The sequence below is a fragment of the Paenibacillus cellulosilyticus genome, from assembly GCF_003182255.1.
In the GTDB taxonomy this organism is placed as follows: Bacteria; Bacillota; Bacilli; order Paenibacillales; family Paenibacillaceae; genus Paenibacillus_T; species Paenibacillus_T cellulosilyticus.
The window spans coordinates 1-16589 of sequence record NZ_QGTQ01000011.1; the positions used below are offsets into that span (position 1 = coordinate 1).

A 16589-nucleotide genomic window follows, 5' to 3' on the forward strand; every position below is an offset into this window, starting at 1 on the left:
TGCAGTAGAACTTAAAGAGAAGTGCGCATCAACGCAACTTCTGTTCCTGCATACCCCGACTGTGTCATCAACAACTGTCAGCCCTAATTCCATCGCTTCATCCGACATCTTAATAGTTGAAATCCTGCGAATGGTTGAGCATTCGTGAGAGAAACCCTTAAATACGAGGGACGGTTGCTATTGCACTTATTGATTACTTTTGAGTCGAAAACACCCTTTGGCGCACCAATAGGCTCTCTGGCAACTGTTAGCGAAGAAATCAACGTAAATTCACCCCATTAGCCTCTGCTGCAACCGTTACACGCTCGCGCACCGCATAAGCTCCCTTCACAACGCACACACAAAAACACCGTGAGCCTAGGGCCCACGGTGCTCACTGCTAAATTACTTGACGCCCTTCTTCTCGAGGTCAGCAAGGTGACGTTGGTACATAACCTTCTCAACCTTCTCTGCGCCAACTTGATCCATTTGGCCAACGAAGTCGTTGTAGATGCTGTCGAACTCTGCATCGTCTTTGGACAGGATCAGCTTCGGAATCGTTTTGTTCCACAGATCTTTGACCTTCGCGTTGATTACGCCCTCTGCGGACGAACCGTCTGGCTCAAGGTTATCCATGCCGAGCGAGTATTTGTCGTAGTTGTATTTCTCGAGCAGCTGCGCAGCCGCATATTGCTCTGGTTGGTCCTCTTTGAAGTCACGTGCTGCCGCTGCATCCCACAGCTTGCCCGAACGCCACATAAGCGTCGAAGCTTGGAAGCCGTATTTCGCATACCAGCCGCTGTTGTCCTTCAGCATCATATCACGGATTTCTGGTTTGAACGTCGGAATGCCATCAACCAAATCGTACGTTTCGCCTTCTTTACCATAACGGAAGTCCATTTGACCTTCATCCGACCAAGCGTATTCTGCCCAACGAATGATGCGCTCTGGGTTCTTCGCCGATTTCGTGATGAAGAAGCCCTGCCAGCCCATCAGACGGGATGCCGGATAGCGAGGATCTTGACCGTTCGCCTTCAGACCGCCGATAACTTGGTATTTCTTATCTGCGCCAACCGTGCTCTCGATCTTCGGATTGAAGTCTGCGTAAATATTGTTCATGTAGTTGGAAGCGACTGCGTATTGCGCGCCGTACAGCTTCTCTTGGTATTGCTCTTGCTTGTAGATGAGCAGCTGCGGATCGAACAGACCGTTGCGGCTCAGCTGGCTCATGTAACGGAATGCATCGATGAAGCCCTTGTTGCGCATTGGGTATGTCAGAATTTGTTGATCATCCTTCACTTGCTCTTCGAGCAGATGCGGCGAGAAGGAGTCGATCAGGAAGTCCATCGACAAGCTGCCTTGGAAGCCGTTCTTCGCGACGTCGAAGAACTCAACGCCAACTGGATTGACATCCGGGAATTTCTCTTTCGCTGCCTTCAGCGCGTTCATCAAATCGTCCGTCGATTCAATCTTCGGAGAACCGATAGCCGTGTAGATGTCGGAACGAATGAACCACGGACGAATTGGCGTAATCGGAACGCCGCTCGTCAGACGATCAGCCGTCTCATAGTTGTTCGGCAGGTACCAGAGCTTGCCGTCGATCGAATGATATTTCACCATGTCGGGATCAAGCATTTCCTTCAGCTCAGGCGCGTATTTGTCCATCAACTCGTCCATCGAGTACACCATGCCGTTGTTGATCAGCTTCGTTACCGCCGGATTGTTCCAGTCAAGCATGATCGTATCCGGCAGATCGCCGGAAGCGATCATCGTATTGAGATAATCTTCATCATTGCCGGTTGCAAGCTTACGGTCGATCGTAACGCCCGTCTTCTCTGTTGCGAGCTTCATTGCATATTGGTCTTTCCAGAGATAGTTGGATGCCCAGTTACCGTAGAAATATTGCGAGAACGTGAATGGCGACGTATCGATTTTCCACGATGGACCATCAGCCGTCTGCGTCTGTGCAGTATCAGTCGATGTGCCCGTGTCGCTCGCTTTGTTGTCAGTCGAGCCCGAGTCGCTATTGGAGCCGCAGCCCGCGAGCAGCGTAAGCGAAAGTGCTGCTGTAGTCAGTACCTTCAAGCTAGTGCCTTTCATCTAAAGACCTCCTAATGAATGGTATTCTCTGTAGCCTGTATCTACTTTAAACAGCTTCCGCTGTTAAAGCCTTACTAATAGCCGCCTGGCCCAACCCACACGGTTGCTCCGTCCTTTAGCCTTTGACCGAACCGATCATAACGCCTTGGACAAAATATTTCTGCACGAACGGGTAAACGAATACGATCGGCAGTGTCGTAATAACCATCGTTGCAAGCTTCAGCGATTGCGCCGTTACGGAGCCGAAGCCAAGGCTGCTCGCAATGATGCTGACGTTGCTGTTGGAGCTGATGATCTGCATCAGAATTTGCTGCAGCGTCTGAAGGCTCTCGTTGCCGAACAGCATCGCGTCGTACCAGGCGTTCCAGTGAGCAACTGCGTTATACAGCGCGATCGTTGCCAGTACCGGCTTCGAGACCGGCAGCACGAGCTGGAAGAAAATCCGCAGATCGTTAGCGCCGTCGATTTTGGCCGACTCCTCCATCTCCTTCGGCAGTCCACGAAAGAACGTCAGCATCAGAATCGCATTGAACACGCTGAACAGGTTCGGAATGATGTAGACGAGAAAATGTCCTTTCAGGTGCAAATATTTCGCAACCACGAGGTAGTACGGGATAATGCCCCCGCTGAAGTACATCGTGACGATCGCCAGCATGAGGAAAAATCTACGGCCCAGCAGCTCCGGCTTCGATACGCCGTAAGCGAATGCGCCAGTGAACAACACCGCCGTAGCGGTACCGATCAGCGTACGGGCAACCGTAACGCCGAAGGCGTGGATGATGTTGTCATCACGGAACACCATCCTGTAATTCTCAAACGAGAACTGACGGGGCCAGAAATTAATGCCGCCTCGCGCCGCGTCTGTCGGATCATTGAACGAAGTAATGACGATATTGTAGAACGGATAGAGCGTCACGATCGCTAAGCATAGCAATAGCAAGACGTTGGCTATATCGAAGCTTCTTCCCGCCCAGCTTTTTGAAGCAATCATACAGCGGCCCCCTTAGAACAGACTTTCTTTTGTAATTTTGCGTGATGAGTAGTTCGCAGCGTACATAAGGACGAAGGCTACTACAGATTGGAACAATCCGATCGCCGTTGCGTAAGAGAACCGTCCAGAGACTAGACCTGTTTTGTAGGAGTAGACGGATAACACGTTCGCCGCATCCTGCGTCATCGAGTTCTGCATCAGGTACAGCTGATCGAAGTTCGAGTTAATCAAACCGCCGACCGATAGGATAAGCAAAATGATAATCGTTGGCTTCAGCGCTGGCAGCGTAATGTGCCATACACGTCTAAACCGGTTCGCACCATCCACGGTAGCCGCTTCATACAGCTGCGGGTCGACACCGGCGATTGCTGCTAGATAGATAATGGAGTTCCAGCCGATGCTCTTCCAGATCTCTGTAAACACGACTAGCGTCAAGAACGATTTCTCGCTGCCCATCAGCATCGTATCGCTTCCGATGAGGTGCAGATGAACGAGCAGCTTGCTCACAACGCCCGTCTCTGGATCGAGCAGCGTGTACATGAGGCCTACGACGAGTACCCAAGATACGAAGTACGGCAAGTACGACAGCGACTGTACGATGCGCTTGAACCGTTTGAACACGAGTTCATTAAGCATCAGCGCCAGAAGAATCGGTGCTGGGAATCCGAATACGAGCTTCACGATACTAATGACGAACGTATTGTTTAGCGATTCACGGAACGTCGGATCGTTGAAGAGCTCTCGGAAATTGTCGAACCCGACCCATGGACTATGGATAACGCCGTGGAACGGCGTATATTCCTGGAATGCGATAATAATGCCGTACATCGGAATATAGTTAAAAACGATAATCCACAACACGGCAGGCAATGTCAGAAGCATCAAATATCGCTGCGTCCAAAACTTGCGTCCCAGACTGTTGCGCTTGGCAGGCACACTGCTCATGACCAACCTTCCTTTCTTTCGTAAACGGTTTGAGGTACGCACTTCATTTGTTTGTAAGCTCATTATATAAAGCGCATACATTCACCCGATATGCAAAAAAACAACGCAGCTCTCAAAATCCAACGATGTTTGAAAGCGCTGTCTTGTTTCTTGGCTCCATACAGGGTTATCGATAACAATTCGCAGCCATTATCAGCCGCAAAAAGACGTGCCAGGTCGGCACGTCGCAGCGTGTAATTCCTAACTCGAGTAAAGCTGCAATTGTGCAGGCATTGTTCATAAGGCCCGCGCGAAATAGCACAATACCTGCAAAAGCGCAGCAGCTTACCGCCGCTGCGCCAGCTCCTGATATTCGCTTGGTGTCATGCCGTATGCCTGCTTGAACAATGTGCCGAAATACGACGTATTCGGTATGCCGACCCGCTCCGCGATCGAAGCCACCTTCTGCTTCGTCGTTCGCAGCAGCTCCTCGGCCTTATTCAAACGATATTCCTGTAAGTACTCACCCAGCGATCGTCCGGTCGATTTCTTGAACAGCATGCCCAGATGATTCGGCGAAACGAATACTTCCTGCGATGCCATTGTCAGATTCAATTCCGTCGAGCCATAGCTCTTCTCGATCAGCGCGATCACCTTGCCGATGATATAGTCGTCCTTGTTAGACCGCTTCCCGCGCAGCCGCTCCATGACGTCGCGAATCATCCCCATAGTATCGTGATGCAGCTCAGAGAGCGGTCGAATGGCCAGCAGCTCTTGCAGCCGCTGCGCCTTATGCTCCGCGAGCTGTTCATCCAGCAGAGCTAGTTCGTTCAGCACGCTGTCGAGCAGCGAGCCGGCATACACATGTCCAGCGCCCCGATGTGAGCGGAACAGCCCAAACAGATCGCGTAATGCCTCTTCCGCCTTCGCTTCCTCCAACGCAGCCGCATGCAGGCGAATCGCCCTTACATGCTCCTGACCTGCACGCATGAATGACTCCCGCTCCGTCGCAAATGCAGTGCGCGCCGTCTCTGCCTCTCGGTACCCGATCAACTTGCCGCCCGCATTAGCGAACAAGCCATACTGCAGCGCGCTAACTGCCTGTTGGCAGGCTGCCCCCAGCTCGCTCCAAGCAGCAGCTTCATCGGCGATGCCGATGAATAGCTGCGATGATGCCGTCTCTTCACCCAATCGTACGAGCAGTGCTGAGCGCAATCGGTCTGCTAACTCACGAATCGATCCAAGCTCGCGAATGGCCAACGGCAGCAGTACAGCCAAGGCATTCACACCAGCGGTTTCTGTATCAAGGGTAAGAACAAGGATCTGACGCTCCATCGCCTGTCCGATCCACTGCTCGGTCACCGCCGCATCCCTTATGATCGAAATCGGCAGTCGGATCGCATATATCGCATACGCATCACTCGCCAATCCTTCGCTAAAGATGAGCCGCTGCTCCGCCTCGCCATGCGGCGCACCATTCCCGTTCAATACATCGGCGACCATCTCACGGAGCACCGCTCGCTCCCCGACTAGCAATCGCTGCTGCAGCTGCGATTCCTCTTCCCGCTTCAACCGTTCCTTGTCACAGCTCTGAATGACTCTCGCCATCGTACTGAGCATTTCTTCTTCCTCGACTGGCTTCAGCACATAATCCACCGCACCGAAACGCAGCGCATCACGAGCAAAGTTGAAATCGTCATAGCCCGTCAGCACGACGATACGAACCGCTGGCAGCCGATCCTTGATCCGATTCGCCATCTCGATTCCGTTCATGCCAGGCATCTGAATATCGGTGATTACAATGTCCGGCTGCCCTTGCATCGCTTTCTCGAAACCGTCGATTCCATCTACCGCCGTATCAATTTCGCTAATGCCCATACCGCCCCAATCGAGAAAATCAACCAACCCTTCGCGCTCCCAACGTTCATCCTCTACAATGAGCATTTTGTACATGGTCACACGCCCCCCCTCTCTCCGGAATGAAACGCACTGCGCCTACAATGGAAGACGACAACCGTTTCACCTTGCTGCAAAAGATATCGTGACTACCGTCCCGATTCCCGGTCTGCTGTATATATCGAAGCTGTGCTGCTGATCGCCGTAATACGTCTTCAGCCGCTCTTTAATGTTGCGTACCGCATAGCCGCTGCCGCTTGTCCGCTCGACGCGGCCCTCCAGCACATCGCGCGCCGTACTCATCTTCATGCCAACGCCGTCATCGATGACGCTTAAACGGACGCGATCATCTACGAGCTCGCCTCGGATAATGATCGTTCCGTGCGAACGCTTCGGCTCAATGCCGTGATTGAGTGCATTCTCAACGATCGGCTGCAAAATATTTTTGACTGTCGTATATTCATAGATCGCTTCATCCAAATCAAAAATAACGTCAAACCGATCCTCAAACCGGAATTTCTGAATTTGCAAATACGCCTTCACCATATGAATCTCGCGCTCCACGAGCGTTTCCGAGCTGCCCTGATTGAGGACAAGCCGGTAAAACTTCGCAAGCGAGTCCGAGATACGCGTTACATCCGGCACCTTCGCCTTGCGCGCCACCCATGAGATCGTCGCAAGCGTGTTGTACAGGAAGTGCGGATTAATTTGCGACTCCAGCGCCTTCAGCTCCGCCTCCCGCTCCAGCAGCTCGGACTTGTACACCGTCTCGACGAGCTCATGCAGCCGCCCGGTCATCATATTGAAGCTGAATGCCATCTGCGAGAACTCATCATTGCCGACGACAGGAAGCGATACGTCGAGCGAGCCTTCGCGCACCTGCTTCATCGCCCGATGCAGCGACTTCATCCGTGACAGCAGCTTCGTCGTCACATAGTACACAAGCAAGCAGAGCAGGATGAGCGCAGCCAGCAGCACGATCAGCATCCAGCCGATCGAATGCTTCACCTCACCATTGAAGTGGCTGACAGGGAAAATGCCAACGACACGCAAGCCCGGACCTTCGAGCGGAATCGAGATGACGATTGAAGATACCCCCTTCACTTTCTCAACCTTGTTCACCCGCTCATGCATCGGAAGCGCCGCAATGTCTAGTCCTTCTACCGTCTTCTTATATAACGTCGGCTCATTGCTCGACACCACCATACCGCCCGAGTCAACGACGAATACGCTCCCAAAACTGCCGGAAATCGAATCCTTAATCGATCGGAACAGCTCGTCTTGAGTGACTTCTATCTCCACTAACCCCGCTACATCATTGTTGCGGATCGAATAGATTTTACGATTATAAGAGAACACATCCTCCAGCGTCACTACCCCAAGCCGCTTTGTCTGCAAGTTTTCTTCATGCAGGTCGCGCCACTCTGTCTTTAGCTGCCGGTCCGTCAGGAAGCCACTATATCCTTCCAGCTTCCGAATCCGATCCATATTGAAAAAGCCGTTGTGCGGCTCGTAGAGCTCAGGAATCGTCGCATTGTCCATGTACACATAGACCGAATGAATATATGGATTCTGCCGCATGATGTTATCGACGACAGGCGCGATATTGTAGCGGTAATCCTCAAGCTGGAAGCTCTCCTTAATGAAAGCGCTGCCTAGAAACGTCTGGATTCGTGAATCAAACGCAATAATTTGCGAAATGTTCTCGATCATGTTCATTTTCTCAGATACACTGTTCTTCGTCTGCAGCAGGTTCTGCTCCATGACGGTCTGCGCCTGCGAGATCGCCGATTTCGATGCCTGCACATAAAGAATGAAGCCCGTAACGCTCAGCGATACGAGCAGAATGGACATATAGATCGTGACGAACTTCTTCCTTACGCTCCAGTTCTGATAGAAACGATATGCGGCGATCATGTTCGCCCTCCTCTATTACCCGCTGCAATGCTGCGAATCCTATTCTATCACGGGATTCGAGCCTGTGAAACCGCTATCAACCGACTCTACGGCATGAAAAAACCTCCAGCACCGTTTCCTATAGCGGAAATGGGAGCTGGAGGAGTGATTAAGACAAATAGACGATCATGCCTGCTGGCTTACCTTGCCCTCTTGATACGACGAATATATCATTCAACTGCCTTTCAATGCCTGTACTGTCTGTATAGCTGACGGTATACGCTCCATCACCCAGTCTTAAGGAGAACTGTCCATCCGCATTCACTCGGCAGGAAGCAATAGGTACGCCTACTGTGCCTACAGGTGTAAACGATACAAACCCATTAGCAAGCGAGGTGCCGTTATTAGCTATTAAATTTCCCTTCACAGTATGGAGAGGCAATTGATGAATCAGCGTCGGATTGGCTGCTGTACCTTTACGAATCGTAATAGCGAGATGGATATCGTAGACTTCACCTGTATCGTTCATCATTGAATAGTCAATCCATTGGTAATCCCCATCTGGCAAGTACAAGGCATCTTCTCCGTTATCGATCCAATGCTGATACTTCTGCACGGTTGGGTTTGTCGAATCTAGAATCGTAATTGTGCCGCTCTGGACCGGACTTCCCCCGTCTTGCACCTTCAAGTGCACATTCGGCTTATGCACGGTCACCGTCATCGTATCGTGCGTACGTGCCGGATCTGCATTGAACCGCTCGTACACGTCCCATTGTCCAGCCGACGCGTCCTCAATCATAATTTGATCGATAAATAAGTATTCCTGCTGCTTGACGGTATACAATGCCGTTCCATTCACGATCTCTACCCATGGCGCATACACTTTGCCGATCACATTGAGCTTGCCGCTCTTCACAGGTGTTCCATCCTCGTACTGCACATGAATCGTCAGGTTCGGCTGTGGCTGTGCCAGACGCATGAACAATCGATCTTCCTTCTTCACCTCGAAGCTGTCACGGCTCACATCTTCATCCCAGCTGGACGAGCCTCCGCTATGTATAAGAATTTGCTTATATCGTCCCTCTGGCAGATTCAGACGATAATAGCCATTCACGATCGATGCCGTATACATGTTAGTAGAGTCGTTGCTCCAGACGTCCACCGTTCCCTGCTTCAAGGGTTGATCGTTCTTGTCTACCACATAGCCGTAGACGATAGCCTGGCTATGAGAAGTCTTGATTTCCACCGACTTCTTACTATTGTTATACACCGCATCAAGTCCTAGAAGATTGCCCAGCAGCGCAAACGGTATGTACAGACTCGTTCCCTTCTTCAATGGCGCGGCCGACAGCAGGAGCGGTTGTCCATTAACCGTCGCTTGCTTGGAGCCTGCTGCTAACACAATGACGATGCCACCGATCGTCACCTTCACGCCCCGCTGCACGGTCTCCAGCTTCGCCCCGACCGCCTTCGCTACCGGTGCAATAGGGACCATCGTTCTCCCATCCGCTACATAGGCCTTCTCCTTGGCTGTAGATGTTATGCCGTCAATGACAAGCTTAACTTCGGTTAGTTGTGTCTGTGTCGATGCTGCTTCGGCTGCCGACGCAGGCCCGATTGCACTTACCAACAGCGCCATAATCAGCATCAACGCCGCTGCTGTCCGATTGGTTCGTTTGCGCATCCATTCCACCCTTTTCGACCCGTCGATTTAATTGGTACACTCAACCATTTTATGTATATCGTTAGTAGAGTTCAATTAAAAAATTGGATAAAGCTAGGATGATAAAAAGATTGAGGAGTTGGCGTAAGTAATTCGGCTCATCGACCACCACCCTCGTAAATGTCTCGGTTGAAGCTCTGCTCACGAGGCTGTCGCACTTAGCTTGACAACCGTCAAACAAAAGAATGCCTACCATCGGAAAACCAACATGAAATAGTCCTGTGCCGTTTGTTTTTGAGGCTAATAGCTGACTTCCAACGGACTTTTCGCGTCTTCTTATTCCCTGGGCGAATGGGTCGAATCGGCAAAATGTTTTTGCGAATCAGTGCTTCAACATCGGGCGGGGGTTCATCCTCCCTTGAGCGCAGGAAATGTCTACAAACGTATACGGCGACTGTGAAGTTGACATGGTATTCATGTCGAGTATCAATTTGAGAAATGACTACGTGAGAGGTAATCATTTCAGCAAAATTGTACTTGATCATTCTTGCGAAACCCTCTTGTAAGATGAACGCTTGTTTCTTTGCGTGAAAACTTGTCAAACCAACCGTGTATTTTAATGCCCGGAATGAGGTTTCAATACCTCAATGCATGTTATAAATGGACTTGAGCTCATCAGGTGGAAAATCCGCAACCGGAAGATTCGTGGTGACGGTTTCATAAGCGCCATTAGGCAGGACGAAACGAACAACCCGAAAGGAAATTGGGTAAAATAAATTCTTATGTAAATCCAAAAATCAAAGGTAGACGAGATAGAGACAAATCTATAAATCTCAGGATGAGCCTTGACCTCTTTCGTTTGCTTTCGGGTGAGTATTAGATGAATGTCCTTATCAAACGCTTCGCTAGACGGCAAATGCACACCCGATAGAATACCACTGGAATCCAGATCCTTTACCCGTATAACATAGTTCCAGCCTTTACATTCAATATGTGCGAAATTGTTGTAGCTTTCATGACCTCTATCGGCAGTAAACAATGGTTTTGCCTTTGATCGGGGAACGGTCAACCATAGTAGCCAGCGCCCTTCCCTCGCTGCATACCCTTCGCGGCTGAACAATGATCTATGTAAAGTCTGTTACAGAGGTCATAGACGGCGTTCAAATGCAGAAGGTTGTAACCTTTCGTTTTCGGTTGATTTAGGTAATAGGTGTTCATTTCCGTAGGGTCAGTTGCGATCTGTAAATCTGATCCATCAACGGCAAGTAATCGATACCCTCGATAATCCTTAATATCCGTATACGATTGCGTAAAGATGTGAAATAAGGATTCTACAGCAGACGGCAGGATCTTATTCCTCTGTTGGACAAAAGCAGAAGCGGTTGCGGTGTTTACGTCGTAGCCTTCTGATTCCAGAAGTTCCTTATACAGGCTGTTTCCACCCATTGTGATCAGAAGTTGCATAACGGTTTCAAAGGGTAGTTTTTCTTTCGGGTAAAATCTTTATTAGGGTGTTTGACATAGGGTGCTGGTGCGGCTGACATTTCTCGTGTGAGGGATGTCAGCGTTTCTTTTAGTGAGACTGCATACTCAATCATTGGCGAAACCCCCTCGTTTTCTCAAGGGGCTTCGCCACACATTTTCAACTGCATGTCAAGTCCTATATCTCTTGATCGTAAATCGAGTAGGAGGGAGCGGCAAGCTCCCGTCCTCTCACACCACCGTACGTACCGTTCAATATACGGCGGTTCATGTCATATTCCGCAATAGCTTGTATCGATCAGTCAGACTCTGTAGTCCATTGGTAGCCCAGTATTGGTTACCCAACGCACGGCTTAGGACTGGACTGAGCGCTATTCGCCAGTATTTCTTCCTCGAATTTCCCCACTCATATGCTTTATGCTTTGGGATCCCTAGTGAGATTAGTTCTCTTGTTTTCGTTCTCGGCAAGTTCCACTGCTTCCACTTACACATTCGCAGTCTTCTTCTCGTCCATGCGTCCAGCTCTTGGAACACACTTTTCGTTTCCGCTAATGCGTAGTAGCCGCACCAGCCCATCAGGTACTGGTTAAGCTCCCTTATCCGTATCTCCATTGGGGGTGAGCGTCTCCGCGATGTCTTTGCTTTTATCTTCGCTTTTACTCGTTGCAAGGATTGTGTTGCAGTCCTAATCTGCGGTTTCTCTTTCTCCATGCCGAAAGTAAACCCGAGGAATTTTCGTTTCCACGGACGATCTACCGCACTCTTCGCTTTGTTAACCTTCAATTTCAGCTTTCGCTCAATGAACGAACTTATGGAGTTCATGACCCGTTGTCCTGCCTTCCATGTCTTCACTAGATGTTGCAGTCGTCGGCATACCGGACGAACCGAAGATTACGCTTCTCCAGTTCTTTATCTAACTCGTCTAAAACAATGTTAGATAACAATGGACTTAGCGGTCCGCCTTGCGGTGTTCCTTCTTCTGTTGCTCGGACGAGTCCGTTCTCCAATACTCCTGCTTGCAAGTATGCACGGATGAGCTTCAGTAGCATCTTGTCCTTCACTCGTTCCGCTAACCTTGCCATCAGGCGGTCATGGTGAACGCGGTCGAAGAACTTCTCAAGGTCGATGTCGACTACGATTCGGTGTCCCTCTTGCATAAAGCCTCTTGCTTTCCTTACTGCATCATGTCCTCGTCTTTGTGGACGAAATCCATAGCTGTGTTCGGAAAAGGTAGGGTCAAACACAGATGTTAATACTTGCGTGATCGCTTGTTGAATGAGTCGATCTGTCAAGGTTGGGATGCCTAGCGACCTCGTTCCGCCGTTCGGTTTCGGGATTTCGACCCGACGGGCTGGACTTGGCTCATAGGTTCCGTTGCGTATGCATTCACGAATGGTTGGCCAGTTTTGTACGAGGTGTCCGCGTAACGATTTTACCGACATGCCATCTACGCCATGGCTTCCTTTATTCGCTTCGACTCTCGCCAGAGCCGACAGCATGTTTGCTCGTGACAGCACTTCCTCAATCATCTTTCGATACACTCCTTGCGTGAATGGTTCTTCTCTTTGTGGCGTCGGTGGACTCTGCCCTTCTGAATACCCTCGCGTATTCACCACTACTTTCCTCAGATAGGTCCCTTCAAAAAAAAAAATTTGGGATTGTCTGCTTTCAACGCCCATCCTCGAACGCCAATTCGTTCCATTCCTATTCTATGTTCAGCCCTTCCGCAGACCCTTGCAACAGCTTGCGTACTATGGCTTCTGCTGACTTCTGTACATTCAACATGTACTCTCGGACATGCTTACGACTTTCAGTCGCCTATTGTACAGATCTCCCCAGGTAAGAGCGCTATCTTCCTCTCCATCTATCTGCTTCATTTACTCTCGCTTGCCTTTGGCAGTACGAATTTTGGTTTGTTTTGCAACCTCGTCCAACAAACGCTAGCCTTATATGAAGTTCGTGTTCCTCAGACCGGAGATTTGCCGCCGGCTTCCTTCAGATTCCACCTCACGGTGGACACCCTTGCCTTGAGCTATGGCTACTACTGCCTTCACCATTCGGGACTTGAACCCTAGAGATAGCGCCCATGCTGGGCGCACAAAAAGAGCGGGCTATCTTTTCGATAACCTGCTCTTGTTCTTAATTTTTGGCCTATTGCCTTTATCTTAATGACATTGAAAATAATACCCCTTGATTATGTTCGAAGTTAGAAAAAATCTTTAATTCTTTAAACCTTACTTAGAATCCAATTCCAAAGAAAAAGATTAAAACTTTATCATTTCATCAGATGCTACAAAAAGCAACATCATCACTGTTCCTGTCACTATTTGGCTAACGATATAAGTTCCTTGACTTCAGACATGCAAGGCAGCGGCAAACCATCATTCAGTACAAAAAAAAGCGTCGTAACAACCTGCAAGTGGTGTTACAACGCTTTTCTTTCGCTTAGAACGTTCTCAGATCAGTGCTGTATTAGACGGCCGATCACGATTACTTCCAACTCTATTCCTTGTCCCTTGTCGCTAGGCTGTGCTCGGGATTCCTATTACTGTACTATTCATCCAACTTCAGTAGTGCAGCGATTGAATCTTTGCCAATTTTGTTCTTAATAAGCATAGTAACTAACAAGAGCAGAAGCAAAACTACAACCAAAGCAACACCCAGAAACCTGAAGTAAATCGTTAGAGGATATGAAGGCCGAATCATGAAAAGAAAGAAGGTATATAGAACTGAGCTTAACAATGCTGCTCCAAAAAAGTACCCTACAATCTCATAAGACATCATACGATGCACTCTGTTTAGGCGCATGCCTAGCGAGCGGTAAATCCCCCAATATCTCCGATGCAATTGGTATTTACCATAGATAACAATGTAAATGCTTATAAAAGACAAGCAGGTAGACACAAAAAATGTCAAATAAGAAAGCAAGTTCAGGAGATTAGAGATACGTCTTTCATCATGAATAACGTTTGGGATGTATTGAAACACTCCGCCAGGCGTACCTGTTGCCAAAGATAATACACGTTCATACACGTTTTGTTTCTCGGTTTCGGTTAAGTTATTCAAGGTGTATATAGTTAAATCCCTGTACCCCTTTGTAATTCCATTCTGTAAGGCATACTGTTCTTGCAACACAAACGTTACATCCTGTTTTTGAATTTTTGCACCGCCCGCCGACTTTTCATAGGGTTTATTTATGACACGAGCGATAATGAAATCCCAGTTCTCCTCCGACACATCGCCCGATTCTTTAAGTGTTGATTTAGACAATGTAACCTTTTTTCCAATCAACGCCTCTATTTCATCCGATTTAATATCCGGACAATATAGGACGATGAGCGGAAGATTTTCTACAAATGAACGACTTTGAATCTCACCTTTCCAATCATCATCCGAATCTAATACGTAATTAACGTTTTTTATGACAACATCGTTATTACCTGAAATGTCCAGTCGGCCATCTCCAACCCGCGAACGCAATGTCGAAGGTACATCGCTCTGTTTCATTATCGGTAACACATCTAGCATAGACGGCACTTTATCAATTAAAGCAATCTCTTTTATTGATTGCAATTGCTGTACATCCACGGTAGGATACGTAACGTCTTTCGAAACCAACACGGGATGCTGATTTATCTCCTTACTGAGAATATCTTCCTGGGAAGATAAATAATAATCAATGTCCGTAGTCCAAATACCGCTTGCTTCTTTGGCATAGGTTCCAGCAATTAGAATTACAAGAATCGCGGCACCCATTGTAATATAGGAAAGGATCGTTCTTTTAGGGAAAAGAAAAGCTTGCCGCAGAAGTTGTTTAACTTCAAACGATTGAAACTCATCCACCCATTGTTCGACCCTACCAGAGTGCTGCCCTCTGTTCGAATTGAAAATCTCTCCCAAACTTTTATTTTTATGAGCTTTTATCGCAAAGAGAGACGCGCCTGTTATGACAATATATAAAAACATGACCCATAATAGCGTTTCTTTTAAGACTGTCATGCTGCTATCATACAGGATGCCGCCTGTGCCATAACTTTTTGCGATAATACCAAAATGCATGATGACCGTCATTGGAATCGCTGCAAGTGTTCCGAATATAAACAGATATGAGGTTTGATACAATTGGAGACGGATAAGATGCCGATCAGTACTCCCCAATGACTTTAGAACCCCATATTTATAGCTTCTATTCGCATTAAAAAAGGAAATTAACGTCACAATGCTTACAGTGGAAATAATTAACATAATACCTTCAAGGAACCAAGATATGATACCGATGCCTCGCAGGTCCTTGAGTCCATTATTATACAGATGTTCATTCATAAAACCTTGGCCATCGTTTTTTGCAATTATAGCGTAAGTATCAGAATAATTGGATCGACTGCTTTTATTATCATCATATGGAAGTAGGTATTGGGTTATGGAATCACTGTCTACCGTCATTCTGGATACAAATATATTGGGAAAAGGAGTTTTTCGCGCATATACCGACCAATTTGCAGAATAGTTCTCAACGATGCCCGTTAGCTTATACTTTCTCAACTCGTCTCCTATGCGCAGTTCCTTGGTTTCTCCAAGTTGCCAGTTTGAATCGATTTGCTTTAAATAATAGGATTCAATTGCAACCTCGTTCGCCGCGACTGGAAACCCTCCCGATTGCAAACGCAACCGTCCTAGACCGATAAACTTCTCATCTGCCCAACCCGCGGTTGCCGTGAGTTCTCCCCGAATTTCTACAGTTCCCTTGATACGGAACTGACCGTAGGATTCAGCGTCACGAAGGTTTTCACTCTGATTCAATAAGACCGCAGAGAATTGACCATATTGATCATAGGCAGATTGTTTAAGATTGATCTTGATGGACTCCGTAGAGGAAAAAATGGAAGCGATTGAGGATATGATCAGGGCAAAGCTTATCAGTAAAAGGATGAGCCAGTTCTTTCGTGCTGCCAAGCTTTTAAATGCCAGATACGCCATTATCCCTATCCTCCACCTTTATCTTTCCATCACTTATCGTTAAGTCGGTATGTTCACAGTCAATTAGTTTTTCTTCGTGCGTCACAACGACTAAGGTTGCACGTCTGCTAGTTACCGTTCTCGTAAGCAGGTTGACAATAACTTTACTAGTTTCGGAATCCAAATTCCCTGTCGGTTCGTCTGCGAAAAGAATTTCGGGATCCGTGATAAGAGCTCGTGCTATTGCTACCCGTTGTTGTTCACCACCAGATAACTGATAGACTTTGCGGTTAAGCAAGGAACCGATCCCCATTTCCTCGGCCATTCTGGAGATGCTTGCAGGGGTTATGTTGCTATATCGATTAAAATATTTGGGTAGAATAATATTTTCTTTGACCGTAAATTCAGGTATCAAATTAAAGGACTGGAATACGAAACCGAAATTTTCATTTCTTATTCTCGATTGTTCTTTATCCGGTAAGTCATACAATGATTGTCCATTATAGTACACACTCCCCAAGGTTGGCCTATCAATCCCTCCCAATATGTTCAATAAAGTCGATTTTCCGGATCCGCTCTTTCCTTTTATCACATAAATCTTCTCTTTTTCCAGCGAAAGGCTTTGCGGTCTTAATTCCATAGAATCGCTAGACGGCACATACTTTTTACATATATTCACAGCTTTCATTAACTCGGTCATCT

General features: G+C 48.0%; 8 protein-coding genes and 1 pseudogene. All 9 read right to left on the minus strand.

The genetic code is table 11. From position 1 onward, the window contains the following. Nucleotides 1–384: 384 nt before the first annotated feature. On the minus strand, nucleotides 385–2079 hold the full coding sequence (locus tag DFQ01_RS15230; protein ID WP_110044756.1) for a type 2 periplasmic-binding domain-containing protein: 1695 nt from the start codon (nucleotides 2077–2079) through the stop codon (nucleotides 385–387). Nucleotides 2080–2194: 115 nt separating this feature from the next. Continuing rightward, nucleotides 2195–3070 carry a carbohydrate ABC transporter permease gene (locus DFQ01_RS15235; RefSeq protein WP_110044757.1) on the minus strand — a complete coding sequence of 292 codons (876 nt, stop codon included), beginning with the start codon at nucleotides 3068–3070 and terminating at the stop codon, nucleotides 2195–2197. 12 nt (nucleotides 3071–3082) lie between these two features. Then, nucleotides 3083–4015: an ABC transporter permease gene (locus DFQ01_RS15240; protein WP_110044758.1), complete on the minus strand. Its 933-nt coding sequence runs from the start codon at nucleotides 4013–4015 to the stop codon at nucleotides 3083–3085. 324 nt (nucleotides 4016–4339) lie between these two features. After that, on the minus strand, nucleotides 4340–5947 hold the full coding sequence (locus DFQ01_RS15245; RefSeq protein ID WP_110044759.1) for a response regulator: 1608 nt from the start codon (nucleotides 5945–5947) through the stop codon (nucleotides 4340–4342). Between the two features lie 66 nt (nucleotides 5948–6013). After that, on the minus strand, nucleotides 6014–7807 hold the full coding sequence (locus DFQ01_RS15250) for a cache domain-containing sensor histidine kinase (RefSeq protein WP_110044760.1): 1794 nt from the start codon (nucleotides 7805–7807) through the stop codon (nucleotides 6014–6016). A gap of 148 nt (nucleotides 7808–7955) precedes the next feature. Further along, nucleotides 7956–9470, minus strand: coding sequence for a copper amine oxidase N-terminal domain-containing protein (locus tag DFQ01_RS15255; protein ID WP_110044761.1), 1515 nt, complete (start codon nucleotides 9468–9470; stop codon nucleotides 7956–7958). Between the two features lie 1728 nt (nucleotides 9471–11198). After that, nucleotides 11199–12460 (minus strand): annotated as a pseudogene (gene ltrA / locus DFQ01_RS15270) (group II intron reverse transcriptase/maturase). A 1024-nt stretch (nucleotides 12461–13484) separates the two neighbouring features. Continuing rightward, a complete protein-coding gene (locus DFQ01_RS15275; RefSeq protein ID WP_110044764.1) occupies nucleotides 13485–15908 on the minus strand; it encodes an ABC transporter permease family protein in 2424 nt (807 codons plus the stop codon). Then, complete coding sequence (locus DFQ01_RS15280) at nucleotides 15889–16587, minus strand: ABC transporter ATP-binding protein (protein ID WP_110044765.1); 699 nt, start codon at nucleotides 16585–16587, stop codon at nucleotides 15889–15891. The genes DFQ01_RS15275 and DFQ01_RS15280 overlap by 20 nt, the downstream gene beginning before the upstream one ends. Nucleotides 16588–16589 lie beyond the last annotated feature (2 nt).